Origin of the sequence: Enterococcus sp. AZ009 (genome assembly GCF_050548785.1) — a bacterium.
Classification (GTDB): Bacteria; Bacillota; Bacilli; order Lactobacillales; family Enterococcaceae; genus Enterococcus_D; species Enterococcus_D entomosocium.
Genome location: NZ_CP172960.1, coordinates 413,654 through 440,297, shown reverse-complemented (window position 1 = coordinate 440,297; position 26,644 = coordinate 413,654). Strand labels below are relative to the sequence as shown.

Below are 26,644 nucleotides of genomic sequence, written 5' to 3'. Positions count from 1 at the left end.
AACCTGCACAAGAAAACGTTTTTTTCTTGTGCAGGTTTCCGTTGCGCATTCGAAGCGTTTTCATTTATGCTATTCATGTAAACTAAATGGAAAGAGGTAATCCCAATGGTAGAAATGGCCTTAAAAAATATCCACAAAAAATATGACAATAATGATGCGTATTCGGTAACTGATTTTAATTTAGATATCGCGGATCGCGAATTTATCGTTTTCGTTGGACCTTCTGGTTGCGGAAAATCAACAACCCTTCGAATGATCGCTGGTTTAGAAGATATTTCTGAAGGCGAATTGAGCATCGGTGGAAAAGTAATGAACGATGTAGCACCAAAAGACCGCGACATCGCGATGGTTTTCCAGAACTACGCATTGTATCCCCATATGACTGTTTTCAACAACATGGCATTTGGTTTGAAATTGCGTAAATACGACAAAGAAGAAATCAAAAAACGCGTAGAAAATGCCGCTGAGATCTTAGGTTTGACAGAATACTTAGATCGTAAACCTGCTGCCCTTTCAGGTGGTCAGCGTCAACGGGTTGCCTTAGGCCGTGCCATCGTTCGTGATGCCAAAGTCTTCTTGATGGATGAGCCGTTGTCAAACTTAGATGCGAAATTGCGGGTTGCCATGCGTGCGGAAATCGCAAAATTACACCAACGTTTAGAAACAACGACGATCTATGTAACCCATGACCAAACAGAAGCGATGACCATGGCTGACCGGATCGTTATCATGAAAGATGGTTTCATTCAACAAATCGGTTCACCAAAAGAAGTCTACAACACACCGAAAAACATTTTCGTTGCCGGCTTTATCGGTTCACCAGCAATGAACTTCTTCAATGTTACGTTGAATAACGGTATGATCTCTGATGGTCAAAGTTTGAATTTACGTATTCCTGAAGGCAAGAATAAGATTCTTGTTGAAAAAGGCTACGAAGGCAAACAATTAGTCTTTGGTATTCGTCCAGAAGATATCCACAGTGAACAAATCGCATTGGAAGCTTCTCCTGAAGCAACTGTACGTGCTGAAGTGGTCGTATCTGAACTATTAGGTGCAGAAACAATGCTTTATACACGTGTAGGTGCGACTGAATTTATCTCGAAAGTTGATGCCCGCGACTTCCACCGTCCAGGTGAAACAGTTGATTTAGCTTTCAACATCAACAAAGCGCATTTCTTCGACAAAGATTCAGAAAATGTCATCACACTTCCTTAATTTGTAGTTACCATGCACTGTTCTCGGATTTGCCCCCTAGGCAGTCGCATTTAACTAATATCCACTTTTATTCCTTATTTGTATCCCTCAAAAACAGACAGTCAGCCGACTGTCTGTTTTTGGGTTACTTTATTCTTCCTGAGGCACATAGCGCGCGGCCATGGTTTGAATGATCGGTGTTTGCCGAACTTGAGTAAAAACGATTTTGACAGCAGACACGCCGACCGCTTCAAAGCTGATGATTTTTTGATAGCCGATCGTCACTATTTCGGTCAGTAACTGTGGTCCTGCTACAGTTTGCAGAAAAATTTTTGCTTTTTCTACCCGTTGCCCATATTGAATCGCTTCCTTCAATACAAGTGAATTGATGACGACCGGTTCTGCAAAATGTAGGGTCAGCCATGGCCGTTTGTCTTCCAAGTCCGGTTTCCAATACTGGCCAAACGCTTGAGATAGTTGGAGCTTATCCATTCTGCTGGACACACTGGTTGAAGAGCTCGCAAACGTGCCGGTCCTTTCAGCCGTCACCTCTTTCAATTGTTTAATCGAGTGACCTAATTGCTGCAATGCCTTTTGATCCGTTGGATGGATCATACCATCCGGCATCGGCGGCACATTAAGTAGAAAAGAACTATTGCCCCCAACGATCTGCTTGTAAAAAGACCAGAGCTCAGCGCCGCTTTTTACTTGTTGGTCTTCTGATGGATGATAAAACCAGCCGGGGCGAATCGATAAGTTGACCTCAGCAGGGTACCAAGCCAATTCGGCAGCTTCTTTAATGCCGTACTTTTTCAGCGCTTGTCGGCTTCCTAAATCCATTTCCATACTGGAAATCGATTGCCGAAACGCTGTGCTATCGGCTTTTTGCGAATGACTCGCTGTTTTTTCAGCATCCTTTAATGCTGCTGGCACCACACTCCATTCTTGAAGTCTGGTTTGCCCCGCTTCGTTTCCTACCCAACGGACATCCGGTCCGCAAACCGCAATCACTGCATTGGGTTGCAGCTCTCGAATCACTTGATAATACCGTTCCCAATCATAGTTTTGGCGTTTTCCATTGGGTCCTTCACCATTGGCCCCATCTAACCATATTTCGAATATATCACCATAATTGGTTAAAAGTTCTGTCAACTGCGCCGTATAAAAATCATCATAGGCTTGCCCCATCCCATAACAAGCTTCATGCTGATCCCATGGCGATAAATAAATGCCAAATTTCAGGTCTGCTTGACGGCAAGCATCAGAAAGTTCTTTCACTAAATCACCTTGACCATTGCGCCAGGGCGTTGAAGCGACTGTGAAAGCAGTGTGCTGGCTTGGCCATAAGCAAAAGCCGTCATGGTGTTTGCAGGTCAAAATGATTCCCTGCATACCGCTTTGCTTCATTGCAGAAACCCATTGATGACAGTCTAGCTTTTGCGGGTCAAATACCGTTGGCGACTCATTGCCGAGCCCCCATTCACGATTGGTCATCGTATTGAGACCAAAGTGGATAAAGCCATAAAATTCCAGCTGCTGCCACTGTAGTTGTCGTTTACTGGGGCGAATCTGAGTAAGTTCTGTTGGTTCGATAAACAGTTCCTCCTTTCTATTAGTTGTTTGCCGCTTTAAGGAAACAGATACAAGGTCGATTCTTGACTGTTTCCTCATTGGAAAAGATCCGCCGCCTTTACTGTACTTTCGCCACCTGTCCACTCACTGGCAAACAAAGCTCAAGAACTGACCGAAGCAGCATTCAATCGACGGTTCTTCCCTATCAGGTGATCAAACTACTTTACGATAAAAAGAGTAGTGCTTGCTTGGGGGATTCGCAAGGCACTACTCTAAACAACATATTCAAACGCTGAAACACATAGCTCTTTTTTGAGCCTAGTGATCGTTTTGTAAGAGGGTCAGGCTGTCTGTAAGGACAGCTTCGCCATCTAACAGCTCGTAATCTGTTTCTTTGATTAATTTATATGGCACCGCTTTGACCATGAGAAAGTCTTTTAATCGATTGACTTCGTACTTCGACTGCGGACCGATCAACAAAGCATCGACTGTTTGCTGCTGCAGGATCTGTTCAGCAATGATGGCTGGTGCCGAATAGATATGCACAGCTAGCCCTTTTTCATCTGCGGCCCGCTGCATGTTTTTCACTAAGAGACCCGTAGTGATACCTGCGGTACAAATCAATAAAATCGTCTTTTGTGCTTGTTCCTCCATAAACAGGCCCTCCTACGATATTTTCTTTTTCTTATTGTAGATATCCAACACGACGGCCAGCAGCAAAATCAACCCTTTGATGGCTTGCTGCCAATCGACACCGACTCCTAAGATCGACATCCCATTGTTTAAGACACCCATCACGAGCCCACCAACGATCGCACCCATCACAGTACCAATACCGCCTGAGGTGGAAGCCCCGCCGAAATACACTGCGGCCATTGCATCTAATTCCATTGACGTTCCTGCTTGCGGGGTGGCTGCGTTCAACCGAGCGGCTAAAACCAAGCCCGCCAAAGCTGCCATCATCCCCATGTTCACGAAGACCCAGAAGGTGATTTTCTTCGTCTTGATCCCAGAAAGTTCGGCTGCTTTTTTGTTGCCGCCGGTTGCATAGATTTGACGACCAGCGACGGTTTTGTTAGTCAAAAAGCCATAGGCAGCCACGATCACCCCTAAGACGATCAAAATGATCGGATACCCTTGGTAAGAGGCAAAGATGTAGGTAGCGCCGAGAAATACGACCGCAGTAAAGACGGCTTTAAAGGTAAAGGCTGCCATTGATTCCACTTCAAAAAGATTTTTTTTGCGACGCTCACGGGTTCGCCATTGGCCTAAAATCAAGATGCCCGTGATCACTACACCTAAAATCATGGAAAGTAAATGGATCTGACCGCCTGCAATATCTGGCAAATAGCCGGTGGAAATTTGTTGGAATGCCTTGGGAAACGGTGCCAATGATTGACCGCCTAATACGACTTGGGTCAGTCCTCGAAACATCAGTAAACCAGACAAGGTCACGATAAATGCTGGGATACCGACATACGCGACCCAGAAGCCTTGCCAAGCACCGATCACTGCGCCCATCAGTAAGCAAAGAGGCACTGCCAGCCAAGGACTGATGCCGTTATTGACCATTAAGACACCTGCAATCGCACCGACAAACGCCATCACGGACCCTACGGATAAATCAACGTGTCCTAACAAGACGACCAAAAGCATACCAGCTGCCAAAACGAGAATATGACTGTTTTGCAACACGAGGTTGGTGATATTCAGCGGCCGCCAGAAAATCCCGTCGGTCATGAGCTGAAAGGCCACCAGCAGCACTGCTAAGATAATGATCATACTGTATTTGCTAAAGATTTCCAGTGCCTTTTCTTTCAGCGAATGGCTGCGTTCTTTTTTTAATTTATTGGTTGTTTCCATCTCAAACCCCACTCTCTTCTAGTGTCATTAGATTCATCAATCGTTCTTGGTCGGCCTCTTCCCGTAACACTTCGCCCGTGAAGCGGCCTTCGTTCATCGTGTAGATCCGGTCGCACATGCCTAATAGTTCTGGTAACTCCGAGGAGATGATACAGATGGCTTTGCCAGCTGCTGCCATCTCTTCGATGATCGTATAGATTTCGTACTTCGCCCCGACATCGATCCCGCGGGTCGGTTCATCTAAAAATAAGATATCTGGTGTGGTCATCAGCCACTTTGCCAAAACGACTTTTTGCTGATTCCCACCACTCAAGCTGCCGACGTTTTGATAGATTGAATTGGTTTTCGTCCGCATTTTTTTGCGAAATTCTTCTGCCATCGTGACTTCTTTTTCTTTATCGATGACCCCTTGGCGGCTGATTTTGGCAAGACTAGCGATGGTGGTGTTCTCGCGAATATCCATCAGCAGATTCAAGCCCAACGCTTTTCTGTCTTCCGACACATAGGCTAACCCATTTTTGATGGCGGTTGGCACGTCTTTGACAGAAATCGGTTGGCCGTCTTTATAGACTTCCCCCGAAATCGAACTGCCATAGGAATGACCGAAGACACTCATGGCAAACTCTGTCCGTCCCGCACCCATCAAACCGGCGATGCCGATGATCTCTCCTTTGCGGATCATCAAGTTCAAATTTTCATTCACCACACGGGTATGGTCGATTGGATGATGGACCGTCCAATTTTTGACTTCAAAAAACGGTTCACCAATAGCGGGTTTCCGCTCTGGGTAACGATTGGTCAAATCTCGCCCAACCATGCCGCGAATGATACGCTCTTCAGAGATTTCGGCCCCGCTCAGCGTCTCGATCGTTTGCCCGTCTCGTAAAATCGTGATGCGATCCGCCACATTGACGATTTCATTCAGCTTGTGGGAGATAATGATCGAGGTGATCCCTTGGTTGCGAAACTCTTTGATCAGCTCTAACAGATTGGCACTTTCTTCTTCATTCAACGCCGCGGTTGGTTCATCTAAAATCAACAATCGGACGGATTTTGAAAATGCTTTGGCAATTTCCACCAGCTGTTGATGCCCGACACCGATTTGTGAAACCAGCGTATTCGGGTCTAATTTCAAGCCAACGATCTTTAAGAGGTTATCTGTTTTCTTTTCGGTCAGATCCCAATCAATAATGCCGTGCTTGGCTTGTTCATTTCCTAGAAAGATATTTTCTTTGATCGACAGGTAAGGACTTAAGGCTAACTCTTGATGAATAATAACAATTCCTTTGTCCTCACTGTCCCGCAAATCTTTGAACTTGCATAACTCCCCTTCATAATAGATCTCTCCATCATAGCTGCCGTAAGGATAGAGTCCGCTTAAGACATTCATCAGCGTGGACTTTCCGGCGCCATTTTCTCCACACAGTGCGTGGATCTCTCCTCGCTCGATCGAGAGGTTGACGTTATCAAGGGCGCGAACCCCTGAAAACTCTTTGACGATGCCTTTCATCATCAAAATATTATCTGCCATGTTCTTTCACCCTTTTCCTTTTTATGTAAAAGTGATGCGCTCCCTTTGCAAGAAAAGCGGAAAGAACGAATACTGGGGATGATTCGTTCTTCCCTGCTGCTTTAGGGGAAACTAGCATCTTTTCTCGCTGGATCTGCACTCCTTGCTTAAATGCCCAGCTCTTCTTCTGTATAGTAATCGGTATCGATCAGTTCTTCTTTGTAGTTGTCGCTATCCACAGAAACGGGATTTGACAAGTAGGTTGGTACGACTTTGACGCCATTGTCATAGGTTTCAGTATCGTTGACTGGCACTTCCTCGCCATTGGTGATGGCTTCGATCATTTCGATCGTGTTTTTCGCTAACACTCGTGTATCTTTAAAAATCGTTTGGGTTTGTTCGCCCGCGATGATTGATTTCACTCCTGCCACCGTCGCATCTTGACCGGTGATCACAGGCAGTGGTTTATCAGAGGAACCATAGCCCACACCTTTAAGCGATGAAATGATTCCTAGGCTGATTGGATCATACGGTGAAAGAACAGCATCCAATGTTTGATCCGTATAGTTGGCACTCAACAAGTTGTCCATCCGAGCTTGCGCGGTTGAACCATCCCAACGCAAGGTAGCGATTTGGTTGAAGTTGGTTTGACCAGAAGGAACGACTAGCTGTCCGCTGTCAAAGTATTGTTGGAAGACCGAAAGGACCCCATTATAATTGATCAATGCATTGTTATCATCTGGAGAGCCGCCGAATAATTCAATATTAAATGGTCCTTCACCGTCTTTGAGACCTAATTTGTCTTCAATATAAGACGCTTGCAGCACGCCGACTCCAAAATTATCAAAGGTGGCATAATAATCGACGTATTCCGAGTTCATCAGTAAACGGTCATAGGCGATGACTGTGATGTCTTCGTTATGGGCTTTTTCCAACACGTCCGTCAGTGCCGAACCATCGATCGAGGCGATCACTAAAGTATCAACGCCTTTGGTGATCATGTTCTCAATTTGTGCCACTTGGTTTTCTACTTTGTCTTCTCCATATTGCAGGTCAGTTTTATAGCCAAGCTTCTCTAATTCCTCTACCATATTGTCGCCATCTGCGATCCATCGTTCTGCCGATTTGGTCGGCATCGCAATCCCAACAAATCCTTTGTCTCCGTCACCGTTTGCCCCGCTATCTGATCCACTCCCACAAGCTGCTAACAATCCACCAACCAATAAGGTGGATGCTAGGACGACCAATTTACCAAAAGTACCTTTCATTGTGATCCCTCCATGTCTTTTTCTTACATATTCAGTATAGCTATTTAAGGAATCGCTTACATTTAGATTTTTTCGAGGTTTCTTGGATTTCTTGAGAAAAAACGGCCCAGTTACCCCCTTTTCTCTTCGGAATCTTGGATTTTTTAAGATTCCCTTGGTTTTTATTTGATTTGATATTTTGTGTAAAGCGCTTCCGTATTTTTTAGTAGAATAGACAATAGAGGTGAAAAAAATGAGGAATATAAAAATTGGGTTACTCCTTTGGTTGTGTTTGTCTTTCTTGGCTGGTTGCCAAGCAGTCAAAGAAACGACCGCTGAAACAGCGGAAGAAAGTATCGTGATCGGTTTTTCTCAATCGGGAACAGAAAGCAGCTGGCGTAAACGCCATACGGAATCGATCCGCACTGAATTAGAGAAGGAAGGCTATGAAGTCCTTTATCGTAACGGTTATATGAATCAAGAGCGACAGATCCAAGATATCCGTAATTTTATCGTGTATCAAGTCGATGCCATCGTCTTTACCCCCATTCAGGAAAACAATTGGGAACCGATTTTGGAAGAAGCGGCCCAAGCTGGGATTCCCGTTTTCGTGGTAGATCGACATGTCAATGTCAGCGATCCCTCTTTATTTTTGACCCATATCGGGCCAAGCTTCAAAGCCGAGGGCAATCGTGCAGGTCTCTACGTTAGTAATTATTATAAAGAGCATGAGAACGAAACAGTCAATGTTTTAGAATTGACGGGACTGGATGCTACGTCCCCGACGTATTTGCGCTCAGAAGGGTTCCGAGAAACCATCAAGCGTGATTATGCCCATAACAATGTGACGATCCAAGTCGTAGACGAATTAAACGGCGATTTCATCCGCCGTAAAGGCAAAGAAGTCATCGAACAATACATCGAAGCAGGCAAAATGGAACAGATTGATGTCTTGTTCAGCCACAATGATGAGATGACGTTGGGTGCCCTAGAAGCCTTAGAAAAAACCGATATTGAGCCGGGGAAGGATTTAGTGATCGTATCGATCGATGCTCAAAAAGAAATGATCGATAAATTGAAGCAAGGAGTGGTCAATTGTGTCGTTGAGTGCAACCCAGATGCCGGGGTGTTCGTCAAAAATGCCATCTCTCGCTACTTGGCTCGCGGCGCCGATGCCATTCCTCGTGAAATCTATGTCCATGAAACAGTTTTTTCCAGTGACATGGATTTCGATCAGATTCCACCGAGAAATTATTGAGGAGATGAAGATGAAAACAAAAAGTATCAAGGGCATCTTTCAACAGACGAATAAACTGATGATCCTCGTCGCCTTTATTCCCCTCGTACTAAGCAGTGTGTTTTACTCGCGGCAGATTTTCATTTACCAAAATACCATCAACAATATTGAAGAAGCCAATCAACTATCGGAAAAAGTCGATGCCATTGTCTTGGAGGAGATGTGGGACTTAGTCTTTGGCCAAAAAACCGTCGCACAAGTCCAAGAAACCAATGTAATTGAGGAATTGAGGAGCGACCTGCAACACATCCAAGAAAATACCAGCACTGCGAAAGAGCTCAATATTTTAGCGGTCGCCTTTCGGACGCTCGATTCTTTAGAAACCTATCAGCAACAGTTGATCGACAATATTCTCAAGGATGAGCCGGTGGAAAAAAACCAATACGTCATGATCCAAGTGGATTCGGTGATCGATTTGCTATCCGATATTTTGCAGCAATTCGTCGGGGTAGAGATCAGCTTAGCCAGCCAAACCAATCACGAACTAGTCCAATCGGTATTGTTACTGATCCTTTTTCAAGTCGTGTTACTTTTGATCATCTTTGCGATCATCAATAAAAACCGGCGCTTTGTTCGGGACAACCTGCAAGACCCGCTGGATCGGTTATTAGATCTTTCCAACGAACTATCCCAAGGACATTTGAGCTACCGAGCAGAACTGCCCGAGACCCCAGAGCTGCGGACCTTGACGAGTAGCTTGAATCGAATGGCAGATGACTTGACCCGGCTCTTGGAAGAAAATGCCTTGAAACAGTATCACTTAGCCCAAAGTGAGGTGCGGGTCTTACAAGCCCAGATTACCCCACATTTCATCTATAATAGTTTAGATGCGATCGTTTCTTTGATTGAAGCTGCCCGTTACGAGCAAGCAACGGAAATGACCTATGCGTTGTCGGATTTTTTCCGTATCTCCTTAAGCAAAGGGCAAGACTGGATTCCTTTGGAAAAAGAATTGCGGCATGTGGGCGATTACTTGAAGATTTTGCAGATTCGCTATGGTAGGATGCTGTCTTACACCATCGAAGATCAAACCGTCAGTCCAGAACTGCAGGTTTTGAAAATGGTCCTGCAGCCTCTGGTTGAAAACGCCGTTTATCATGGCACCAAGTTTGTCCGTCGCGTCGGCATGATTCGAATCACAGTGTCAGAATTGCCTCACCAGATTCAAATGACCATCAGTGACAACGGCGTTGGGATCGCCCCTGAGCGTTTGGAGGAGATTCGTCGTAACCTTAAAGAAACCACTGATCCCGCCTCTGAGAGCGGCTATGGCCTATATAACGTCTATCGCCGTCTCCAGCTGAACTACGGCAGCGAAGCGCAACTGACGATCCACAGTCAATACCAAGAAGGCACCACGATTAACGTCACAGTACCAAAAAGGGAGGAACCCAACCATGTACAAAGTGTTCATAGTTGAAGATGAACATCTGATTCGCGATAGTTTGCGTCACCAAATCATGACTCTCGCCAAACAATACCCGATCGTTTATAGCGATGAAGCCGCCGATGGCGAATTGGCGCTAGCTTCGATCCTTGATCTGCGTCCGGATATTATTATCAGCGATATCAAAATGCCGTTTATGGATGGCTTGGTCTTTGCGAAAGAAGCCAAAAAATTATTGCCGCAAGTTCGCATTATTTTTGTTAGCGGCTTTGATGATTTTGACTATGCAAAAACGGCACTGCAGCTGCAAGCAGACGATTACTTACTCAAGCCCATCAAAAACGAAGAATTAGAACAAGCCATCAAAACCGTCGTTCAACACTTAGATGAACAACAAACCACCCATCAGCAATTATCCAAAGAAGACGATTTATTCGAAATGGAAATCAAAAAAAATCACTTTCTGAATCATCTTTTTAAACAAAAAATCACGATCTCAGAAGCTTTTTTGCAAGCAGAAGAACTGGGACGGCGCTTTTCAGGCAAACAGTTTTGTGTGCTGTTAGCAAAAACCCCCTTCAATCAAAGTTTTTCTGACTACACTCGCTTTAGCCAGCAGCTGACCAAAGCCTATGAGCAAGATGATGCCGTCTTGTTCTCCAGTGTCTCTAGCCGCTTCATCAAGTTTTTACTTTTTGACCATGACCGCGAACAAGTTTTAGAAAAGGCCTATCAGATCGCTCAAAGCCTCGTTCATGGTTCTGGGGAAGAAGTAGCAGTGGCGATCGGACCTATAGCAGATCGTTTCTCGGGCATCCCTCTTTCTTATCAGAAAGCTCGTGACATGCTAAAAACCTATGGCAGCATCCGCAAGGAAAAAATCATCAGCTATGAAGATGACATTCGGGAAGGGGAACTGTCTCCCACCAATCCTTTCAAAACCGATCTTGCTTCAAGACTGGCAAATGCTGGGAAACAGACGATCCCTGAGCTGACCGATGAATTGATGGCGCCTCAAGGGACCGTTGAGCGAACGCAAATGTACCGTTTGTTCGTCTTGGTCGAATTGCTGGCATTATTGAAGAAAAAAGACAGTCAATCGCTGCCCCAGATCGTTCAGCACGCCCATGACTTAGACTATCTAGCGGCATTGACCCATGAGCCAGAGAACTATCAAACGACTCTGGCAGAACTGTTGCCGCTATTGACCAAACAACCCATCAATCCTGCAATGGCGAAATATCAAAGCGTCATCAATCAAGCCAAAGCCTTTATCAGTGAGCACTTTTCTGATCCCAATATTTCCTTAAATGTAGTTGCTGAAAAAGTTCATTTGAGTCCGGCGCACTTCAGCACCATCTTCTCGCAAGCCACTGATTCTACGTTTATCGAATACTTGACCGAGCAACGATTGACCTTAGCTAAGGAACTGCTGTTAACGACAAATCTACGGCTATCTGAGATCGCCTTTGATGTTGGCTATAATGACCCAAATTATTTTTCCTTTTTGTTCAAGAAGAAAGAAAAAATCTCACCGAAAGAATACCGTCAAAAAAATGCCTAGTTGAATGAATGGATACAAAAAAAGAGTGAGAGACAGCAAAATCGTCCTCACTCTTTTTTATTTTCTACCTCATTCAGTTATTTCTTCTCCATAGCAGCTTTTAAAGCAGCTGCTAATGGGCTTTCTTGCGGTTCTTCTTGATTGATTTTATTCATCAAGCGGCGTTCTTCGTGTTTCGACAGCTTTTTGCTGCGCTCTTTTTTATCCGCCATTTTTTCGGTGGTCCCATCGAATTTACAACGGAAATAGGCGCCATTTTTGCCCTCAATGATCTCCATCTTTCGGTGACATTGCGGGCAACGTCGGTTTGAAACTTTCGGGTCTTTCCGACGACGGTACTTGCAGGTGCCACTGGAACAAACATAGATCTTGCCATCACGGGTATTTTTCTCCCGCAATGGTTCGCCGCATTCTGGACACCGTTTTTGGGTCAATGAGAAATCTTGGTACTTGCTCTCACTTTGCTTGATTTCTTTAACCAATTGTTTAGTGTCTGCTTCGATTTGCGCGAGGAAGGTTTGGGCAGAGTAGGTGCCTTTCGCGATGGCTTCCAGTTCCTTCTCCCATTTTTCCGTCAACTCTGGTGTCACCAAGGAAGGATTGACTAAGACTAACAACTGCTTGCCTTTTGGCGATACTTGCAAGCCGCTTGGGGTCCGCTCCATCAGCTCAGATTTGATCAGCTTTTCAATGATCTCCGCACGGGTTGCCGGCGTACCAAGACTGTGTTTTTCCATTTTTCCTAAAAGAGTTCCTTCATTCAACGGTTTCGGTGGTGTGGTCAACTCTTTTTGGATGGTGAACTCAGGCTTGATGGTACTGCCTTTTTGCCAAGCCACATCACTGGTTTCCTCTTCGGAAGTCGTTTTCCATCCCGCTTCTAACACGGTATTGCGGTTGAACACAAAGGTCTCAGAACCAAAGGTCACTGTCACTTTCTGTTGCTGTTTTTTATGAGGTTTCGCAAAGAGCATTAAGAAACGACTAACGATCATTTGATAGATCCGTTGTTCATCGGTAGTTAATTTTTCATAACGTGCCCGCTGTTCCGTTGGCAGCAGGGCATGGTGATCCGTGACTTTTTTATCATTGAAGACAGCTTGCTGCACCACTTGTCCACCATTTTTCAAGTATCCTTTGACTTCTGGGGCAAAATCCGCAACTGCCTGCAGGCGTTCCTTCATGGTTGCCTTCATATCATTAGTCAAATACTTGGAATCCGTCCTTGGGTAAGTGACGATTTTATGGGTTTCATACAAGCTTTGAACAAGCGACAAGGTCTTCTTGGCTGAAAATCCATAACGCTGATTGGCTTCTCGTTGGATCTCGGTCAAATCGTAGGGCAATGGTGCACTTTCTGTTTTGACCTTTTCTTCGATCGCTGTCACGCGACCATTTTGTTGACTCATTTGCTTGACCAATGCTTCGGCGTCGCTGCGTTCTTTTAGTTGATAGGGATTTTTTTGCTGCAGGCGGGCCTTGGCATCGCCTACGTTTAGGGTAATCACATGATAGGTTTGCGGACGGAAACTCTCGATTTGCATTTCCTGACTGCGCACCAAAGCTAAGGTAGGGGTTTGGACCCGACCCGCACTAAGATTGTCTTGATATTTGACCGTCAATGCCCGCGTGACATTCAACCCTACCAGCCAGTCGGCTTTTGCCCGCGCAAGGGCGGAGTAGTAAAGATTGTCGTAGTGCTTGGCTGACTGCAATTTTGCAAAGCCTTCTTTGATGGCTTTAGGGGTTTGCGAAGAAATCCACAAACGTTTGACTGGTTTGTCAAAACGAACCCACTCCAAAATCCAGCGAGCGACTAGCTCCCCTTCTCTTCCCGCATCGGTAGCGATCACGACTTCCCCGACATCTTTTCTTTGAGCCAATTGTTTGATGGCTTTTAGTTGATGACCGGTTTTTGGCAACGGCTTGATCCCGATGGACTTAGGGATCATCGGTAACGTTTCCATCTGCCATGATGCCCACTCTTTGTTTAAATCTTCAGGCATTTTCAAGCCCAATAAATGACCAAGGGCCCAAGTAACGATCGCCTTGGGTCCTTCGTAATAATTTTTATGTTTTTGCTCACAGCCCAAAACTTTGCTGAGGTCTTTGGCAACGCTTGGCTTTTCCGCTAGAATTAGTTGTTTCATAAAAATCTTTCCTGCTTTCGTCGACGACTTGCTGATATTCTTTGAGCAATGCCAGTCCAATATATTGTTGGAGGTAATCGTCGCATTCTTCGCACCAGCGTTCGTCTTCTTCATTCCAAAAAGCCGTCATAAAGTTTGATTTTGCATTTATGTACGAATACTCTTCTCTGATTTCTTGCCATTTTTGTTCATAAAATGACTGCGCCTCGCTGAAAGTTGCAAATGTGAACGCCTCTTGAATATCTGACTGCCATCCCTCAAAAAACCACCACGGTTCATTGTCCCCATACATGACTACTACTTGATACATTCCATTGCTCCTTTCACGATTCCTTCCCCATATTAGTCACTTTTACTTAAACTTGCAAGGAATAAGTTTCAGCATTTAAACATCGCTTAAAGAATTCATTAAACCTTCGTTTTTTTGTACGTTTTATCGGTTGCTTAAGATTACATCATTTCTATGCCCTTATAGTCTAGCACAGAAGTTTCCTGTTGTGAATATAACAGTAAAAGATTAAAAAAATATCAAACAAGATTTATTTTAACCTCGCAAAAAAATTTTTATCTGTGATGGATATGCTACAATAATGGCAACCACGAAACTGCTAGGAGGTGCCCCATGTATCTCGAACAAATCACTTTTCCCGATCAAGAAACCGAGTTTGATTTTTTCCTTTCTATCCAACGGACTGTCTATGATTCTTACTACCCTTTTCAGATTCTCAGTGCCCGCCGTTTTCAGCAGATCGATTTTGAACCAATCACGATTTTATATGGCGGTAATGGTTCTGGCAAAACCACTGCATTGAACGTGATTGCAGAAAAGATCCACGCTCAGCGCTTTGCTGCGTATAATCGGTCGAATTTTTTCGAGGACTATTTATCCTACTGTACTGCTCGTAGCAACGACGAACCGCAAGAAAAAGTGCTTTTGACCAGCGATGACGTCTTTGACTTCATGCTGGATATTCGAAACTTAAATCAAGGGATCGATCATCGCCGAGAAGAAGTGTTTCAAGAATACTACCAAGCAAAGTATGCGGACTTTCGTTTCACAGGTTTTGACGATTACCATGAATTGAAGAAAATCAATCTCGCACGATCCAACACACAGTCCAAATTCACCCGCAAGCACTTGATCGACAACGTCCGAGAATATTCCAATGGTGAAAGTGCCTTTCGCTTCTTTCAAGAAAAGATTCGTCCCGACAGCCTTTACTTATTAGATGAACCAGAAAATTCCCTTTCTGCTGATCGTCAGTTGGAACTAGTGCAGTTACTGGAAGATTTTGTCCGCTATGAACAGTGCCAATTCATTATTGCTACCCATAGTCCTTTCGTTTTATCTTTAAAGGAAGCCAAAATCTATGATTTGGATCAAACGCCCGTCGATGTTCGGAAGTGGACCCAGTTAGCTAGTGTCCAGCAGTATTACCGCTTTTTTCAAGCACACCAAGCCGAATTTGATGATCGATCATGAGCCAAGCAACCCAGTTTCCGTCAAAGATTTCTTTTGGCGGCTTTTTTTTCCGCCACACTCACACAAAGACTAAAATCAAATTGATCAGAGCAATAAAGAAGGCGACCACTCCCGCAATTTTGCCCCACTTGACTTCTGCTTGATTATACTGATCAGAATGCCCCGCAATCTGAGCGGACAAAAAGTAGAACTTTTTAAAAACAAGCAAATACCCGGCTAAACCCCATAGTACAGCTAAGGCAAGATGGTTGATTTGGCTTGAAATGACCTGAGTCTGATGAAGCATTACCAACCCTACGGCACTAACCTCCCCTCATTTCATGAGGTTGGCTCTTGTACGATTCATGCACCTCCCCCTTTCTTTTAAAAATGCCAATGCATCAAAAACATTCATTTTCTGACTAAATTATAGCATATTTTGAATAAAAAAATAAAATCCAAGAACTCGTAAACGAATGTTCTTGGATTTTTATCAATCGAAAAAGATGATTACTTGCTGGCTAGTCACCACCAGCAAAAATTTCTTCTTTATTATAAATCGGTGTATGTTTTTTCAAGTCTTCAAGTGTTCCTACTTGTCTCCCTTTGGAGTAAAAACCATCTAACAAGCCTAAAGATTGAAAAATCGTTTGCTTATAGGCAATTTCCGCATTCCATTCCGTGGTATCTAGTATTTGCAAAGCTTTATGGATTGCTTCGATGCCAGATGCTCCTGGCGCACTGATCAGTACCCCATGACTGTTGAGGAGCAACATATTCGGTAAGGCGAGTTGTTCTTTTTTCATGTAATCAGAAACTAATTCTGCTAATTCTGGTGAGCAATTAGGTTCAAAGTCTAGTACAGGAATATAGCCAATTTTTTGGGTCGCTTCTGTTAAGTTAGGCATATCCAATCCGGCGGTTGCCCAAAACATCGAGTGAGGAGAATGGGCATGTAAAACTGCTTTTATCGCTGGATTCGTATCATAAACCGCTTCGTGTAAGTTGATTTCTCGTGTCAGCTGACCAACCCCATCAATCACTGTTCTCGTATGAGGCTCAACGACTAAAATCTGGGCTGGTGAGACCTCTCCTAAATAGGCTTCTGACATCATAGTTGGTGTCATAATAATGTATTCTTTTCCAGTTTCATCGGTTGTTTTAAAAGAAAAATTACCGCCTGCAACATTTGTATTCTTCCGGGTAAAAATCAATTTTACGATTCGTGCTAAATCTTCCCGTTCTCTTTCAAAAATCATCCGTCCATCTGACATATTCAAGACCACCTTTTTTATTTTTCAAACGTTTTGTTGCGTAAGATTGTTTGTACAGCTTCCCTTACTTTAGCTGCTTCTTCCTCTTTTTTCTTTTTTCGTTCATCGTATTCTTTAAAAAGTACTGGACTGCCATATTTGTATACACAGACTGCTAGACCAATCGCTACGACATTAAATAGGTACTGTTGTGTCACCAAAGCTAAGAGATAGCAGCCAATTGCTAGAAAAAGAAGCAATTGCCATTTTATTTTTTCGCTCTTTCCCATTCCTGTCGTCCTTTCCTTTTTGAAAATATTAGCCATTCGTCGCACGTACTTGCGTCGATGGGGTCCCTTGTTCTTCATATCTTTGACTTGGTACCTTTACCTTATTCATATATTTATACAACCAGACAAACATTGCGATAAACACAACGGAACCGACGATACCCAAGATATTTCCTTTAAACGCTTCTGCAAATAAAATTCGAAATTCCGGTCCTTCGATCGAAGACCAAGTGATTTGCTGCCCTTTTTGTATTCCTTCTACTGCGCCGGTTCGATCTGCTAAGCCCGTTAGGATCGGCGTCAAATACGTAGCTGCATATAGATAGATTGGCATCGAAATAACCCCCATGATCAGCATACGAACCAAGTTTCCGCCGGTGAGCAATAATCCACCTACTGCGATCGAATAGTTAATGATTCCTGCTAAAGGCAACACAGCATTTCCCGGCAAGATGATAGCATAGCCAATAAAGACAGGTACCAACAAGATAGCAGTGACCCAAATCTCAGAGCGACCAGCTAATACGGGCCAATCTAACCCAATGTAAACTTCCCGATCTTTAAAGCGTTTTTTCATCATTTCCGACATTGCATCAGCCAGTGGTGAAAGAGACTGCATAAACATTTTTGAGATCATTGGGAACAAAGCCATTGCAGTCGCGATTTGAATAGCTAAGTTCAATGAGCCTGACACGCCATAAGCTGCAGCTAATCCCAAGCCCAAACCAATGAGAAAGCCCATCACCGAATTTTCAGAGAAGATACCGATTTTCTTTTTTAAGGCTTTGGTATCGGCCCGTCGATTAAAGAAAGGAATTTTATCCATAATCACATTGATCGGTAATAAAAGCACTGCTGAAATATTCATCAAGTGGGTCACTGTTACTAAAGGAATACCAGTCAAATCCTCAATGTGGCGTTGGAACATATCCCCCATTTTAAGTTCCAAGATAACCTGTACGATGGCGGTGATAAACCCAGCAAGTAAACTTCCACTGATAAAGTAGACCAGATAGGCAGTCAGCGCTTTGCCCCATACATTCCACATATCGACATTCAACGTCTTGGTCCAGTTCAAAATCAACATGACAAAATTCACGCTAAGAACGACGGCAAAGAAAACAAATGCATAGGACCATGACCAGGTGATACTTGCCGCTCCTGTCCACCCTAAATCTAGCGCAGGCAAGTTCAAGCCAGTATTTTTTGCCAATGCTTCGGAAGCTGGACTAACTGCATTTGACATAAAGCCAATGACCATAGACATCCCAGTAAAAGCAATACCTAACGTGATTGCAGACATAAAGGCTTTTTTGAATTTCATCCCTGCAACCAAGCCTAGGATTAAAATGATTAGCGGCACAAAAATAGCGGAACCTAAACCTAAGATATAATTGATAATGTCTTGAAATACTTGCATTTTTTTCACTTCTTTCTTTTGATAGGATGTTTTGTACTAGCCAATCAATTCTTTGATTTCTTCATAAATCGTATCCATACCCATACCGGTAAGAAACGGAATCCCAGTAAAAACGTGTACACCTAGCTCAGCGGCTTTTTCCAATACTTCATCATCTGGCTGAGCAACATACACATAAATTCCTGTCGACGGCAATTCATTTTGGATCGACTTGTAATCAACTGCTTCAACGGGGAAATCGATTCCGTCATCTTCAAGCATTCCAGCAATTTTACTTGCGATCGTTTGACTTGTTGCAACCCCACTTCCACATGCTACGATCAATCTTCTTTTCATCTTAAATTCCTCCAAAAATTTTATTTTGTATACTGTGTAACTAGCTGATAAATTGCCTGCACTTCTTGTGTTTCAATGAATGCCTTTACAAATCCTTCATCCATAAATAATGCCATTAACGATTGCAGTAAGCCGACTTGCTCTTTTGGTTCTTTGATTCCTAGAAAAAAGAGATCCTTGACCTGCATTTCTTGACTGTCGCCCATTTGCTTCATCTTCACCTCGTTTTTCATACGCACGATCGCAATAAAAGGCTTTTCGACATACGCTGGTTCTGAATGAGGCAAGCCAATATTCAAATACTGTGTAATCAGTCCAGTTGGAAAAGCTTGTTCTCTTGCTAGTAATCCTTCTACATACTGTTCATTCACAAAACCTTGTTGCTGTAATCGTTTTGCTATTTCTTCAAATAGTTCTTTCAACTCCTCTCCTTCCACATCGAGAAAAATTAGCCTTTCATCAAACATGCTCGTATAGCCCACCTATTCTTCCTCCTTGTTCAACTCAAATGATAAATATTGTTAAAGTTTGTTACAATATGTTTTACAATGTAAATATACAATAGTTAATTTTTCTTGTCAACGCTTTCTTTTGGTATTTTTTTCAAACTGATTCCTTTCACCAATACACGAAACTATCAAACTTTAACAAAGATGAACATTTTCCCTTGCTTTTTCCAAAAGTAAATGCTATTAATTAATGTATAAAGAACATCGATAAAAAAGAAACTTAAAAAAATCGTTAATCAACCAGAGGTGAAACTATGTTAAAGAAAGAACGGCAAGAAAAAATTCTAGCGCTAGTGAATCAGCACGATTACTTATCCATTGCAGAAATAGCCAAAACATTAGACGTTTCCGATATGACCATTCGTAGAGATATTACAGAGTTAGCGAATCAATCTTTATTGGTAAAAATCTATGGTGGCGCCCAAAAACTCGAAAAAATCGAACACGAGCTTTCTACTCAAGAAAAAATCGATACGAACGTTGCCGAAAAGAAATTCATCGGAAAAGTAATGAACAGTATCATATCAGACAACGATACTATCTATATCGGTGCGGGAACTACGATGCTCCACGCTTTACCTGAACTAAAAAAAGCAAACTTATTCGTGATCACAAATAGTTTACTTGCTTTTAATTATTTGATTTACAACACAGACTATCGTGTCTTATTGACCGGTGGAGAATTTTCCCGCACGACGGAAGAATTTTATGGGGAAACAGCAGAGAAGAGTTTTGAAAATTTAAATATCGATATCGCTTTTGCTGCTACAAATGGGATCTTTGAAAATAATATCACCACTGCAAATCTTGTTGAAGGTTCGATTCAACGAGTCGCATTCAAACATTCCCGCAAAAAATGCATCGTTGCAGATAGTTCCAAGTTTAATCGCTCTGACGTTTATACCTTCTACTCGCTTTCAGATATCGACTATTTGATCACTGATGATAAACTTTCTGAGACTACTTTTGACTATTATCGTTCCTTTACAGAGATCCTCAAGGAGGAACAAAAATGATTTTAACCATCACAATGAACCCTTCCATGGACTACAACTATCTTGTTCCTTCGCTAAAATTGGATCAAGTAAATCGGGTAGATAACCCACATACATCAATTGGAGGAAAAGGCATCAATGCTGGCAGAGTCATCGCACAATCTGGGGAAGCCGTTTTATTAACAGGTATTTTAGGTGGACCTGTAGGCAAAACGATCCTTGATTCTTTACTAGCTGAAGAACGTTATGTATTGGATTTCCTCACCATCGACGGCAATTCTCGCAATGCGATCACGATCATGCATGACGGTAACACCCATACTGAGCTAGTAGAAAAAGGACTTTATCTGTCGGAGGAAAACGAACAACTTTTTTACCAACACCTTGCAGCAATAATTAAACAACACCCCATCACGGTCGTCTGTATTTCTGGATCAGTAAATTCTGATAATGGGCATTTTCACGATCAATTGCTTCAATTCATCCGTCAATCATTAGGTGAACAAGTCCCGATCCTCATGGATATAGCTGGGGAACAACTAAAAAATTGTTTGACTCAAACGAATGCTCGTCCGAATTTTATTAAACCAAATCAACAGGAATTAGAAGAACTAATGGGTCAAAAATTGCATTCATCGCAAGACATTTTCTCTGTCTTAGAGAGCTCTCTCTTCGAAGGGATCGACACCGTCATGGTTTCTCAAGGCGACGATGGGGCAATCGTTAAACATCAGTCGACTTTTTTTAAGATCGAGATCCCTAAAATCGCCATCGTTAATACGACTGGTTGTGGTGATTCAACCGTTGGTGGTATGGCTGTTGCATTGAATAAACAGTTTCCAATGGAACAAGCATTGATCTATTCGATGGCTTGTGGCATGTCTAATGCGCTTTCGAAAACAAACGGTACGATCGATCCTGCACAAGTCGCTGCATTTAGCGAAAAGATCCACCTTTTCAAGATCAAAGAATAAACGGCTACCTATTTTTTTGGTTCTCTTGATTACGCAAAACATTCGTTGGTACAAAGAAAAAAAGCCCTAGCTAAGTACAACTGATTGGTTCAGTGTTCTTAGCTAGGGCTGATTGTGTTAGTGGTTAAACATATTGTAATTCTTTGGCTTCTTTGTAGGCTGCATCGATCAAACCGCCGCCCAAGCATTCCATGCCGTCATAAAAAACGACTGCTTGTCCAGGAGTGATGGCGCGTACTGGTTCGTCAAAAATCACTTCTGCGCGATCTCCATCTAATAGACGCACGGTTACCGGTACATCTTGTTGACGGTAGCGGAATTTTGCTGTGCATGAAAATTCCGTTCCGCGGTCTTGTTCTGTAGTAAAGTGGATTTGGCTTGCTTCCAAGCGATCTGCATACAATGCGGGATGATGGAATCCTTGCCCTACATACAGGGTGTTAGTGGCTAGGTCTTTTCCTACGACAAACCATGGTTCTTGAGTGGCACCGCCGCCGCCAATGCCTAAGCCTTGACGTTGTCCAATGGTGTAGTACATCAAGCCATCGTGTTGTCCTTTGACTTCACCATCTAATGTAACCATATTGCCTTTTTTCGCTGGCAAGTAATTACTCAAAAATTGTTTGAAATTCTTTTCTCCGATAAAGCAGACACCAGTGGAATCTTTTTTCTTGGCTGTTGCTAGACCTGCCCGTTCAGCGATCGCTCGTACTTCTGATTTTTCCATGCCACCTAATGGGAACATGGTTTTGCTCAATTGTTCTTGTGACAATTGGCTTAAGAAATACGTTTGATCTTTGTTGTTATCCACGCCTCGTAACATATGGGTTACGCCGTTTTCATCAACGGTCACTTGCGCATAATGGCCGGTTGCTACATAATCGGCACCAAGATCCATCGCATAATCCAAAAAGGCTTTGAACTTGATTTCCTTGTTACACATGACATCTGGATTAGGTGTCCGTCCGGCACGGTATTCTGCAAGGAAATATTCAAATACACGGTCCCAATATTCTTTTTCGAAATTCACTGAATAATAAGGAATCCCGATTTGCGCAGCCACTTTGGCTACGTCTTTGTAGTCTTCTGTTGCGGTACAAACACCGTTTTCATCGGTATCATCCCAATTTTTCATAAAGATCCCGACAACATCATACCCTTGTTCTTTCAGCAAAAGTGCTGTTACTGACGAGTCTACCCCGCCACTCATTCCAACCACCACCCGGGTGTTTTCGTTAGACATGATTGTTTCACCATCATTTCAATTATAGATTCTGAAATCATCTACGATTTGAAGGTCGCAACTTTTCAGTAATTTGCATTATACAACAAAACACAAAAAACTTCACTGTTTGCTGTCTTTTCTTAAAAATTCCTTTTTTAGAAAAGACATCTGGAGAGAAGTAACTGTTCGTTATTCCACCTACTCAGCCAAATAGAGGAAGCGCTGCTTTTGTGTCTGTCATCGACAGCTGTCCAAACAGTAACAACTTACTTTTCAAATGGTGGTTGTCATAAAATCGTATGAAATTCTTCAGGAAATGCAGAAATGCTCTTATTAGAAAAAGACTATACTTCTCTTAGATACTACTTTACGAGGAGGGGCATTTCATGCGATCGCACACAAGGATATCGAAAACGAGGAGAAATGATGGGAAGAAAGAAAAGAGCCTTGCACTGCTGCTTTTTCTCATCGGTGGTGTTTTTGTCATTCATTACGTGATTGATCAGGTCAGGGATGCTGCGTTTGATCAGACAGCGCTTGTCTCAAAACAGTTCACTCGTCAAGCCAATCAAGCGATTCAACAAGCGATGGCAGACACGCAGCAACTGCCGTTGATTGTACAAACCGATCAACGCTGGGGCAATAACACGTATGGATATGGAGAAGAGCAAAACACCTTTGCGGCAAACGGGTGCGCTATTGCTTCTTTAGCCATGATCGATGCTTTTTGGACGGATCTTCCGCCGAATCCTGACAAACTATTGGAGTGGGCTGGCGATCAATTTTATCTTCCCAAACAAGGAACAAGTTGGCAAATCTTTCCTCAGTTTGCCGAAGCTTTTGGTTACCAATTTGCCGATTTAGGGGATTCATTTGAGGCTGCCTATGAGAAAATGACACAAGGCATCCCCGTTGTGGTCTCGGTTCAAGCAGGAACCTTTACGACATCCGGACATATCATGGTATTGGCTTTGAACAAAGAAGGAACGATTCAAGTATTCGATCCTAATGATTCCCCCGAAAAAGCCCATTATGAGAAAAGCTATCCTAACGATGTCTTTCAAGCAGAAGGAATCCATTATTGGAGCTTTTGGCTTTGATGTTCTGATCGGCTGAAGCTGCAAAAATACACCTTTTGTGGGACAAAAAAAGACTAGCCGCAGCTAGTCTTTTGCTTATCTTGCTATTATTGAACGCGTGGTTCGTTGTTTTCTTGAATACGCGTCGTTGTCCGGTTGAAGGCACCTTTGGCTTTACGTGTTTGTTTTGACGCAAAGTCGCCAGTTGTTTCTGCCGCACTGCTTACTTTGTCTTGAACTGTTTCAGAGTCTTTTTCGAATTGTTCACGTGTTTTGACATCTGCTACATTCACGTTTACTTCGATGACTTCTAAATTCGTCATTTTGTTGACTTGTGTTGAAACAACCTCTTTGATTTGGTCGTAGATCGTGGTCATGTCGCTGCCATATTCTGCAACGATATCAAGATCGACTGCCACTTGTTTTTTCCCAACTTCAACGTTGATCCCTGAAGTCACATCATCGGTGTTGACTAATTTACCTGCAATATTTGAGAAGAAACCGCCATCGACTGTTAAGAGTCCGTCTACAGATTCTAATGCAATGCCTACGATTTTTTGAATCACTTTATCTTCGTAAGTTAATTCTCCTTTAACACCTGTTGTTGGTTTTGTTTGGTTTTCCATCGTACATTCCTCCTACTATAATCTTGATATAAATTAAACTAATAATGTTACCAAAGTTAACGGCGCGGTCTTTGAAATTGTTCAAAGAATCCGACTTCTTTGAGATAAAATCCCAGATACGTACCTAGTGCCGTAAATAGCACCAGCAGTATGGTTTTCAAAAAGCCGATCGTTAGAAACAGGATCGCTAGGATCAAACCGAAACCTGCAAAGATAAGCGGAATCTTATAGTGGTAGAACCATTCACTCATACCTGTTCCTCCTAAACTACACGCGGTTGGTCATGGGCTGCTGGCGTTTCTTGCGTATCTTTTAAAACAACTTCCGTTTGGATATTGCTTTCGATACCGAAAAGCTGCTGCAGACTGCTGCTGATCTCACCAACCAAAGCTTCTTGTTTTTGCGGGATGGCTGCTGTTTGTTTCATTTCTCCATCGATTTTTACCGCTACTTTATTCTTGACGATTTTGATTTTTACCGATGGCTGATGGATGAAATCTGCTTGTTTCACCCGCTCGAGCACAAAATGCTCTAACGCCTTCTTCTGAATCACTAAATCGCCTGTCTTATGGGGAATGATCAAGCGGTCTGAGCGTTTTGGATAAAACAAAACGACAAAGAGTGCGATCACTGTAAAAATAGCAAAGCCAACAGATAACCAAAAGAGCAGCATACTCATGGAAGATCCGACCCAAGGATATTCATCCAAAGGAATCAAGTAAACAGGCAATGAAGCCGCTTGCTGATTGGCGATGATCCCAAAATAAAAGACAAGTAAGAGTAAAAGTAATCCGATGATAAAAATCACTTTAGAAATCTTACGCATTGGCAACCTCCTTTACTGCTTTCTACTTAAAGCATACACATTTCTTAAATATCCATCAAATAATAACTCTTGGAATCGATTATTTTTTACATATAAAGTTTATTTTTATCAAAAAAATTTCCTTAATCAAAGCTTGCTGTCAAAGTCATCACAAAAAAAGCAAGCCGTCCGACGTTGTCTTGACGCTTGCTTTTCTTGTTATCTGTTAACGAGCTAGCTTGGCAAGTTCTTGTTGTTTTGCATGATACAGCACCGCCAGTTCATTTTCGGAAACTGGTCGACCGAAGGGACGCGGCTGCGGCAGAAACGCCAATTCCGGCGCATCGACTCCTACGTTGAGATTCTCAGCGATTGGAACACTGTGATGATGGATATGCCCATGCAGATTGCGGCTGTTTTTGGTGATCCCCAGCAGCATAGGATAATGGGTCAATATAAATTGCTGGTGAGCAAACTTCAGCAAAACACCAACATCTTCAAACGCATACTTTTGGGCTCCCAAACAACCAGGATCATGCTTGCGCAAGTACGCAAAGAAAGCCCGGGTATCATGATTGCCTTTGATAAAAACGATTTTGCCCTGCAGCTGTGCTAACAGCGCAGCAATTTCTGGAAAGCCTGCTTCATAAGCAGGGTGCATCGCGACATCCCCTAAATGATAAACGACATCTTTATCCGCAACCACCTCATTCCAGCTAGCGATCATCGTTTCATGCATTTGCGTCACTGTCTCAAAGGGGCGTGGGGCAAAGTCATTGTCCCCGAGCAAGGCTGCATGAAAATAATGGGTATCAGACGTAAAAAATTTCATAGTCGCTCCTTACTTTACTGCTTTTTTCTGTGATTAGGGTCTTCAAATCATCGCTAGCGGCTGCTTTTTCGTTGGCTCCGGAAAGCGTGCATCGATTGTCGCCAATTCGCTTTTGGAAAAAACGATTTTGGCAGCTTCAATGTTCTGCAGCATATGCAGCGAGTCACTGGTTTGTGGGATCGCTAAGACGTGGGGTTGTCGGAGGGTCCATGCCAAAAGCAGCTGAAAAATCGTGCAGCCTTTGGCTTCTGCCAGCTCTTTCAAGACTTCATCATTTTTAAAGTGGTGCCCTAACCGATCGCCTTGAGCAATTGGTGAGTAGGCAATCACCGGAATCTCCGTCTCTGCCTGCCAAGGCAAAAGATCGTATTCGATCCCGCGGGCGCCTAAATTATAGAGTACTTGGTTGGCGGCACATTGATCGCCGTTTTCTAACCGCAACAGCTCCTCCATATCTGCCACGTCAAAATTAGAGACGCCCCATGCGCGAATTTTTCCAGAGTCTTTGGCAGCTTCTAGTGCGTCAACTGTTTCTGCTAACGGTACATCCCCTCGCCAGTGTAACAGATACAGATCAAGATAGTCGGTGCCTAAACGCGCTAAGCTGCGGTCTAAAGCTTTTGGCAATTCATCGGTGGAGGCATTCCAGGGATAGACTTTTGAAATCAAATAAAGATCTGCTCGTGTAAAGGGCTGGATCGCCTTGCCAACTAGCGTTTCTGCGTTTCCCTCGCCGTACATTTCTGCGGTATCGATGACAGCCGCTCCGGCTTTGATGCCCGCTTGCAGCGCATCGATCTCGGCTTTTTCCTTAGCTGGGTCATCCCCCATATGCCAAGTCCCCATTCCAACGGCTAACACGGATTGCTTGTTTAAGGTTCGTTTCATCTGGATTCCTTCTTTCTCGTCTCAACGTATCCACTTTCTGAGAACGGCTTAGGTTTGTTTACTTTAGTATAAAAAGAAACCGGCAAAGATACAAAAGAAGTGTATCAATCCCTTGCCTGCTTGGCGGAGTGACACACTTCTTGCCCTTTGAACGGTATAGCTGCTT

The 26,644-nt window shown here is 43.2% G+C and carries 27 protein-coding genes; 8 read left to right on the top strand and 19 right to left on the bottom strand.

The features are described from left to right. The first annotated feature begins 105 nt into the window (after nucleotides 1–105). Nucleotides 106–1,215, top strand: a complete 1,110-nt coding sequence (locus IGJ74_RS02100; protein ID WP_008376142.1) for an ABC transporter ATP-binding protein — start codon at nucleotides 106–108, stop codon at nucleotides 1,213–1,215. A 129-nt stretch (nucleotides 1,216–1,344) separates the two neighbouring features. On the opposite strand, the gene IGJ74_RS02095 is transcribed toward IGJ74_RS02100, so the two are convergent. The 5 genes from IGJ74_RS02095 to chvE form a co-directional block, all read right to left on the bottom strand. Continuing rightward, nucleotides 1,345–2,865, bottom strand: coding sequence for an alpha-L-fucosidase (locus tag IGJ74_RS02095; RefSeq protein WP_087664831.1), 1,521 nt, complete (start codon nucleotides 2,863–2,865; stop codon nucleotides 1,345–1,347). Nucleotides 2,866–3,084: 219 nt separating this feature from the next. Next, the gene (locus IGJ74_RS02090; protein ID WP_087664830.1) at nucleotides 3,085–3,420 is read right to left on the bottom strand and encodes a PTS sugar transporter subunit IIB; all 336 of its coding nucleotides are present in this window, start codon (nucleotides 3,418–3,420) and stop codon (nucleotides 3,085–3,087) included. 12 nt (nucleotides 3,421–3,432) lie between these two features. Further along, complete coding sequence (mmsB, locus tag IGJ74_RS02085; protein WP_034872066.1) at nucleotides 3,433–4,629, bottom strand: multiple monosaccharide ABC transporter permease; 1,197 nt, start codon at nucleotides 4,627–4,629, stop codon at nucleotides 3,433–3,435. A gap of 1 nt (nucleotide 4,630) precedes the next feature. Then, nucleotides 4,631–6,160: a multiple monosaccharide ABC transporter ATP-binding protein gene (gene mmsA / locus IGJ74_RS02080; RefSeq protein ID WP_005232243.1), complete on the bottom strand. Its 1,530-nt coding sequence runs from the start codon at nucleotides 6,158–6,160 to the stop codon at nucleotides 4,631–4,633. Nucleotides 6,161–6,306: 146 nt separating this feature from the next. Then, entirely contained in the window at nucleotides 6,307–7,407 is a 1,101-nt protein-coding gene (gene chvE / locus IGJ74_RS02075; RefSeq protein WP_087664829.1) for a multiple monosaccharide ABC transporter substrate-binding protein, read from the bottom strand. Between the two features lie 232 nt (nucleotides 7,408–7,639). On the opposite strand from chvE, the gene IGJ74_RS02070 reads away from it, so the two are divergent. The 3 genes from IGJ74_RS02070 to IGJ74_RS02060 are packed head-to-tail and all read left to right on the top strand — an operon-like array spanning nucleotide 7,640 to nucleotide 11,634. After that, complete coding sequence (locus IGJ74_RS02070) at nucleotides 7,640–8,644, top strand: ABC transporter substrate-binding protein (protein WP_087664828.1); 1,005 nt, start codon at nucleotides 7,640–7,642, stop codon at nucleotides 8,642–8,644. A gap of 10 nt (nucleotides 8,645–8,654) precedes the next feature. After that, nucleotides 8,655–10,103: a histidine kinase gene (locus IGJ74_RS02065; protein ID WP_218193153.1), complete on the top strand. Its 1,449-nt coding sequence runs from the start codon at nucleotides 8,655–8,657 to the stop codon at nucleotides 10,101–10,103. Next, nucleotides 10,081–11,634 (top strand): response regulator, encoded by a 1,554-nt coding sequence (locus IGJ74_RS02060; protein WP_087664826.1) that lies wholly within the window; start codon nucleotides 10,081–10,083, stop codon nucleotides 11,632–11,634. Before IGJ74_RS02065 ends, IGJ74_RS02060 begins: the two co-directional genes overlap by 23 nt. Before the next feature lie 77 nt (nucleotides 11,635–11,711). On the opposite strand, the gene IGJ74_RS02055 is transcribed toward IGJ74_RS02060, so the two are convergent. Continuing rightward, nucleotides 11,712–13,784 (bottom strand): DNA topoisomerase III, encoded by a 2,073-nt coding sequence (locus IGJ74_RS02055; RefSeq protein WP_087664825.1) that lies wholly within the window; start codon nucleotides 13,782–13,784, stop codon nucleotides 11,712–11,714. Then, nucleotides 13,717–14,094 carry a DUF1033 family protein gene (locus IGJ74_RS02050; RefSeq protein ID WP_005227251.1) on the bottom strand — a complete coding sequence of 126 codons (378 nt, stop codon included), beginning with the start codon at nucleotides 14,092–14,094 and terminating at the stop codon, nucleotides 13,717–13,719. Before IGJ74_RS02050 ends, IGJ74_RS02055 begins: the two co-directional genes overlap by 68 nt. 312 nt (nucleotides 14,095–14,406) lie before the next feature. On the opposite strand from IGJ74_RS02050, the gene IGJ74_RS02045 reads away from it, so the two are divergent. After that, nucleotides 14,407–15,267: an AAA family ATPase gene (locus IGJ74_RS02045; protein ID WP_087664824.1), complete on the top strand. Its 861-nt coding sequence runs from the start codon at nucleotides 14,407–14,409 to the stop codon at nucleotides 15,265–15,267. Nucleotides 15,268–15,325: 58 nt separating this feature from the next. Here the strand turns inward: IGJ74_RS02045 and IGJ74_RS02040 are convergent, their stop codons facing one another. The 6 genes from IGJ74_RS02040 to IGJ74_RS02015 form a co-directional block, all read right to left on the bottom strand. Further along, complete coding sequence (locus IGJ74_RS02040) at nucleotides 15,326–15,553, bottom strand: hypothetical protein (protein WP_242691824.1); 228 nt, start codon at nucleotides 15,551–15,553, stop codon at nucleotides 15,326–15,328. A 214-nt stretch (nucleotides 15,554–15,767) separates the two neighbouring features. Next, complete coding sequence (locus tag IGJ74_RS02035) at nucleotides 15,768–16,520, bottom strand: class II aldolase/adducin family protein (RefSeq protein WP_061053679.1); 753 nt, start codon at nucleotides 16,518–16,520, stop codon at nucleotides 15,768–15,770. Nucleotides 16,521–16,537: 17 nt separating this feature from the next. Further along, nucleotides 16,538–16,789, bottom strand: coding sequence for a hypothetical protein (locus IGJ74_RS02030; RefSeq protein ID WP_008376154.1), 252 nt, complete (start codon nucleotides 16,787–16,789; stop codon nucleotides 16,538–16,540). A gap of 28 nt (nucleotides 16,790–16,817) precedes the next feature. Further along, nucleotides 16,818–18,209 (bottom strand): PTS galactitol transporter subunit IIC, encoded by a 1,392-nt coding sequence (locus tag IGJ74_RS02025; RefSeq protein ID WP_087664823.1) that lies wholly within the window; start codon nucleotides 18,207–18,209, stop codon nucleotides 16,818–16,820. Between the two features lie 36 nt (nucleotides 18,210–18,245). After that, on the bottom strand, nucleotides 18,246–18,545 hold the full coding sequence (locus tag IGJ74_RS02020) for a PTS sugar transporter subunit IIB (protein WP_087664822.1): 300 nt from the start codon (nucleotides 18,543–18,545) through the stop codon (nucleotides 18,246–18,248). Nucleotides 18,546–18,565: 20 nt separating this feature from the next. Beyond that, nucleotides 18,566–19,027 carry a PTS sugar transporter subunit IIA gene (locus tag IGJ74_RS02015; protein WP_087664821.1) on the bottom strand — a complete coding sequence of 154 codons (462 nt, stop codon included), beginning with the start codon at nucleotides 19,025–19,027 and terminating at the stop codon, nucleotides 18,566–18,568. A gap of 281 nt (nucleotides 19,028–19,308) precedes the next feature. Between IGJ74_RS02015 and IGJ74_RS02010 the strand changes: the two genes are divergently transcribed. After that, entirely contained in the window at nucleotides 19,309–20,070 is a 762-nt protein-coding gene (locus IGJ74_RS02010) for a DeoR/GlpR family DNA-binding transcription regulator (protein ID WP_008376158.1), read from the top strand. Next, entirely contained in the window at nucleotides 20,067–21,023 is a 957-nt protein-coding gene (locus IGJ74_RS02005) for a 1-phosphofructokinase family hexose kinase (RefSeq protein ID WP_087664820.1), read from the top strand. Before IGJ74_RS02010 ends, IGJ74_RS02005 begins: the two co-directional genes overlap by 4 nt. 124 nt (nucleotides 21,024–21,147) lie before the next feature. Here IGJ74_RS02005 and mnmA read toward each other — a convergent pair whose 3' ends face one another. Next, nucleotides 21,148–22,266, bottom strand: a complete 1,119-nt coding sequence (mnmA, locus tag IGJ74_RS02000; RefSeq protein ID WP_026008140.1) for a tRNA 2-thiouridine(34) synthase MnmA — start codon at nucleotides 22,264–22,266, stop codon at nucleotides 21,148–21,150. A gap of 368 nt (nucleotides 22,267–22,634) precedes the next feature. Here mnmA and IGJ74_RS01995 point away from each other — a divergent pair, with 368 nt between their 5' ends. Continuing rightward, nucleotides 22,635–23,348 (top strand): C39 family peptidase, encoded by a 714-nt coding sequence (locus IGJ74_RS01995; RefSeq protein WP_086316826.1) that lies wholly within the window; start codon nucleotides 22,635–22,637, stop codon nucleotides 23,346–23,348. Between the two features lie 86 nt (nucleotides 23,349–23,434). Here the strand turns inward: IGJ74_RS01995 and IGJ74_RS01990 are convergent, their stop codons facing one another. From IGJ74_RS01990 to IGJ74_RS01970, 5 genes are all read right to left on the bottom strand, one after another. Beyond that, entirely contained in the window at nucleotides 23,435–23,953 is a 519-nt protein-coding gene (locus tag IGJ74_RS01990) for an Asp23/Gls24 family envelope stress response protein (protein ID WP_005232258.1), read from the bottom strand. Nucleotides 23,954–24,009: 56 nt separating this feature from the next. Continuing rightward, complete coding sequence (locus IGJ74_RS01985; RefSeq protein WP_005232259.1) at nucleotides 24,010–24,204, bottom strand: DUF2273 domain-containing protein; 195 nt, start codon at nucleotides 24,202–24,204, stop codon at nucleotides 24,010–24,012. An 11-nt stretch (nucleotides 24,205–24,215) separates the two neighbouring features. Beyond that, the gene (gene amaP, locus IGJ74_RS01980) at nucleotides 24,216–24,779 is read right to left on the bottom strand and encodes an alkaline shock response membrane anchor protein AmaP (RefSeq protein ID WP_005232260.1); all 564 of its coding nucleotides are present in this window, start codon (nucleotides 24,777–24,779) and stop codon (nucleotides 24,216–24,218) included. 205 nt (nucleotides 24,780–24,984) lie between these two features. Then, a complete protein-coding gene (locus tag IGJ74_RS01975) occupies nucleotides 24,985–25,590 on the bottom strand; it encodes a metallophosphoesterase (protein WP_087664819.1) in 606 nt (201 codons plus the stop codon). A 42-nt stretch (nucleotides 25,591–25,632) separates the two neighbouring features. Then, nucleotides 25,633–26,478, bottom strand: a complete 846-nt coding sequence (locus IGJ74_RS01970; RefSeq protein ID WP_016611429.1) for an aldo/keto reductase — start codon at nucleotides 26,476–26,478, stop codon at nucleotides 25,633–25,635. Nucleotides 26,479–26,644: the final 166 nt, after the last annotated feature.

Bases quoted from the DNA above. Each gene is read 5' to 3' on its own strand.
- IGJ74_RS02100 (WP_008376142.1), top strand. From the start codon at position 106: ATGGTAGAAATGGCCTTAAAAAATATCCACAAAAAATATGACAATAAT.
- IGJ74_RS02095 (WP_087664831.1), bottom strand. From the start codon at position 2,865: ATGAGGAAACAGTCAAGAATCGACCTTGTATCTGTTTCCTTAAAGCGG.
- IGJ74_RS02090 (WP_087664830.1), bottom strand. From the start codon at position 3,420: ATGGAGGAACAAGCACAAAAGACGATTTTATTGATTTGTACCGCAGGT.
- mmsB (WP_034872066.1), bottom strand. From the start codon at position 4,629: ATGGAAACAACCAATAAATTAAAAAAAGAACGCAGCCATTCGCTGAAA.
- mmsA (WP_005232243.1), bottom strand. From the start codon at position 6,160: ATGGCAGATAATATTTTGATGATGAAAGGCATCGTCAAAGAGTTTTCA.
- chvE (WP_087664829.1), bottom strand. From the start codon at position 7,407: ATGAAAGGTACTTTTGGTAAATTGGTCGTCCTAGCATCCACCTTATTG.
- IGJ74_RS02070 (WP_087664828.1), top strand. From the start codon at position 7,640: ATGAGGAATATAAAAATTGGGTTACTCCTTTGGTTGTGTTTGTCTTTC.
- IGJ74_RS02065 (WP_218193153.1), top strand. From the start codon at position 8,655: ATGAAAACAAAAAGTATCAAGGGCATCTTTCAACAGACGAATAAACTG.
- IGJ74_RS02060 (WP_087664826.1), top strand. From the start codon at position 10,081: ATGTACAAAGTGTTCATAGTTGAAGATGAACATCTGATTCGCGATAGT.
- IGJ74_RS02055 (WP_087664825.1), bottom strand. From the start codon at position 13,784: ATGAAACAACTAATTCTAGCGGAAAAGCCAAGCGTTGCCAAAGACCTC.
- IGJ74_RS02050 (WP_005227251.1), bottom strand. From the start codon at position 14,094: ATGTATCAAGTAGTAGTCATGTATGGGGACAATGAACCGTGGTGGTTT.
- IGJ74_RS02045 (WP_087664824.1), top strand. From the start codon at position 14,407: ATGTATCTCGAACAAATCACTTTTCCCGATCAAGAAACCGAGTTTGAT.
- IGJ74_RS02040 (WP_242691824.1), bottom strand. From the start codon at position 15,553: ATGCTTCATCAGACTCAGGTCATTTCAAGCCAAATCAACCATCTTGCC.
- IGJ74_RS02035 (WP_061053679.1), bottom strand. From the start codon at position 16,520: ATGTCAGATGGACGGATGATTTTTGAAAGAGAACGGGAAGATTTAGCA.
- IGJ74_RS02030 (WP_008376154.1), bottom strand. From the start codon at position 16,789: ATGGGAAAGAGCGAAAAAATAAAATGGCAATTGCTTCTTTTTCTAGCA.
- IGJ74_RS02025 (WP_087664823.1), bottom strand. From the start codon at position 18,209: ATGCAAGTATTTCAAGACATTATCAATTATATCTTAGGTTTAGGTTCC.
- IGJ74_RS02020 (WP_087664822.1), bottom strand. From the start codon at position 18,545: ATGAAAAGAAGATTGATCGTAGCATGTGGAAGTGGGGTTGCAACAAGT.
- IGJ74_RS02010 (WP_008376158.1), top strand. From the start codon at position 19,309: ATGTTAAAGAAAGAACGGCAAGAAAAAATTCTAGCGCTAGTGAATCAG.
- IGJ74_RS02005 (WP_087664820.1), top strand. From the start codon at position 20,067: ATGATTTTAACCATCACAATGAACCCTTCCATGGACTACAACTATCTT.
- mnmA (WP_026008140.1), bottom strand. From the start codon at position 22,266: ATGTCTAACGAAAACACCCGGGTGGTGGTTGGAATGAGTGGCGGGGTA.
- IGJ74_RS01995 (WP_086316826.1), top strand. From the start codon at position 22,635: ATGCGATCGCACACAAGGATATCGAAAACGAGGAGAAATGATGGGAAG.
- IGJ74_RS01990 (WP_005232258.1), bottom strand. From the start codon at position 23,953: ATGGAAAACCAAACAAAACCAACAACAGGTGTTAAAGGAGAATTAACT.
- IGJ74_RS01985 (WP_005232259.1), bottom strand. From the start codon at position 24,204: ATGAGTGAATGGTTCTACCACTATAAGATTCCGCTTATCTTTGCAGGT.
- amaP (WP_005232260.1), bottom strand. From the start codon at position 24,779: ATGCGTAAGATTTCTAAAGTGATTTTTATCATCGGATTACTTTTACTC.
- IGJ74_RS01975 (WP_087664819.1), bottom strand. From the start codon at position 25,590: ATGAAATTTTTTACGTCTGATACCCATTATTTTCATGCAGCCTTGCTC.
- IGJ74_RS01970 (WP_016611429.1), bottom strand. From the start codon at position 26,478: ATGAAACGAACCTTAAACAAGCAATCCGTGTTAGCCGTTGGAATGGGG.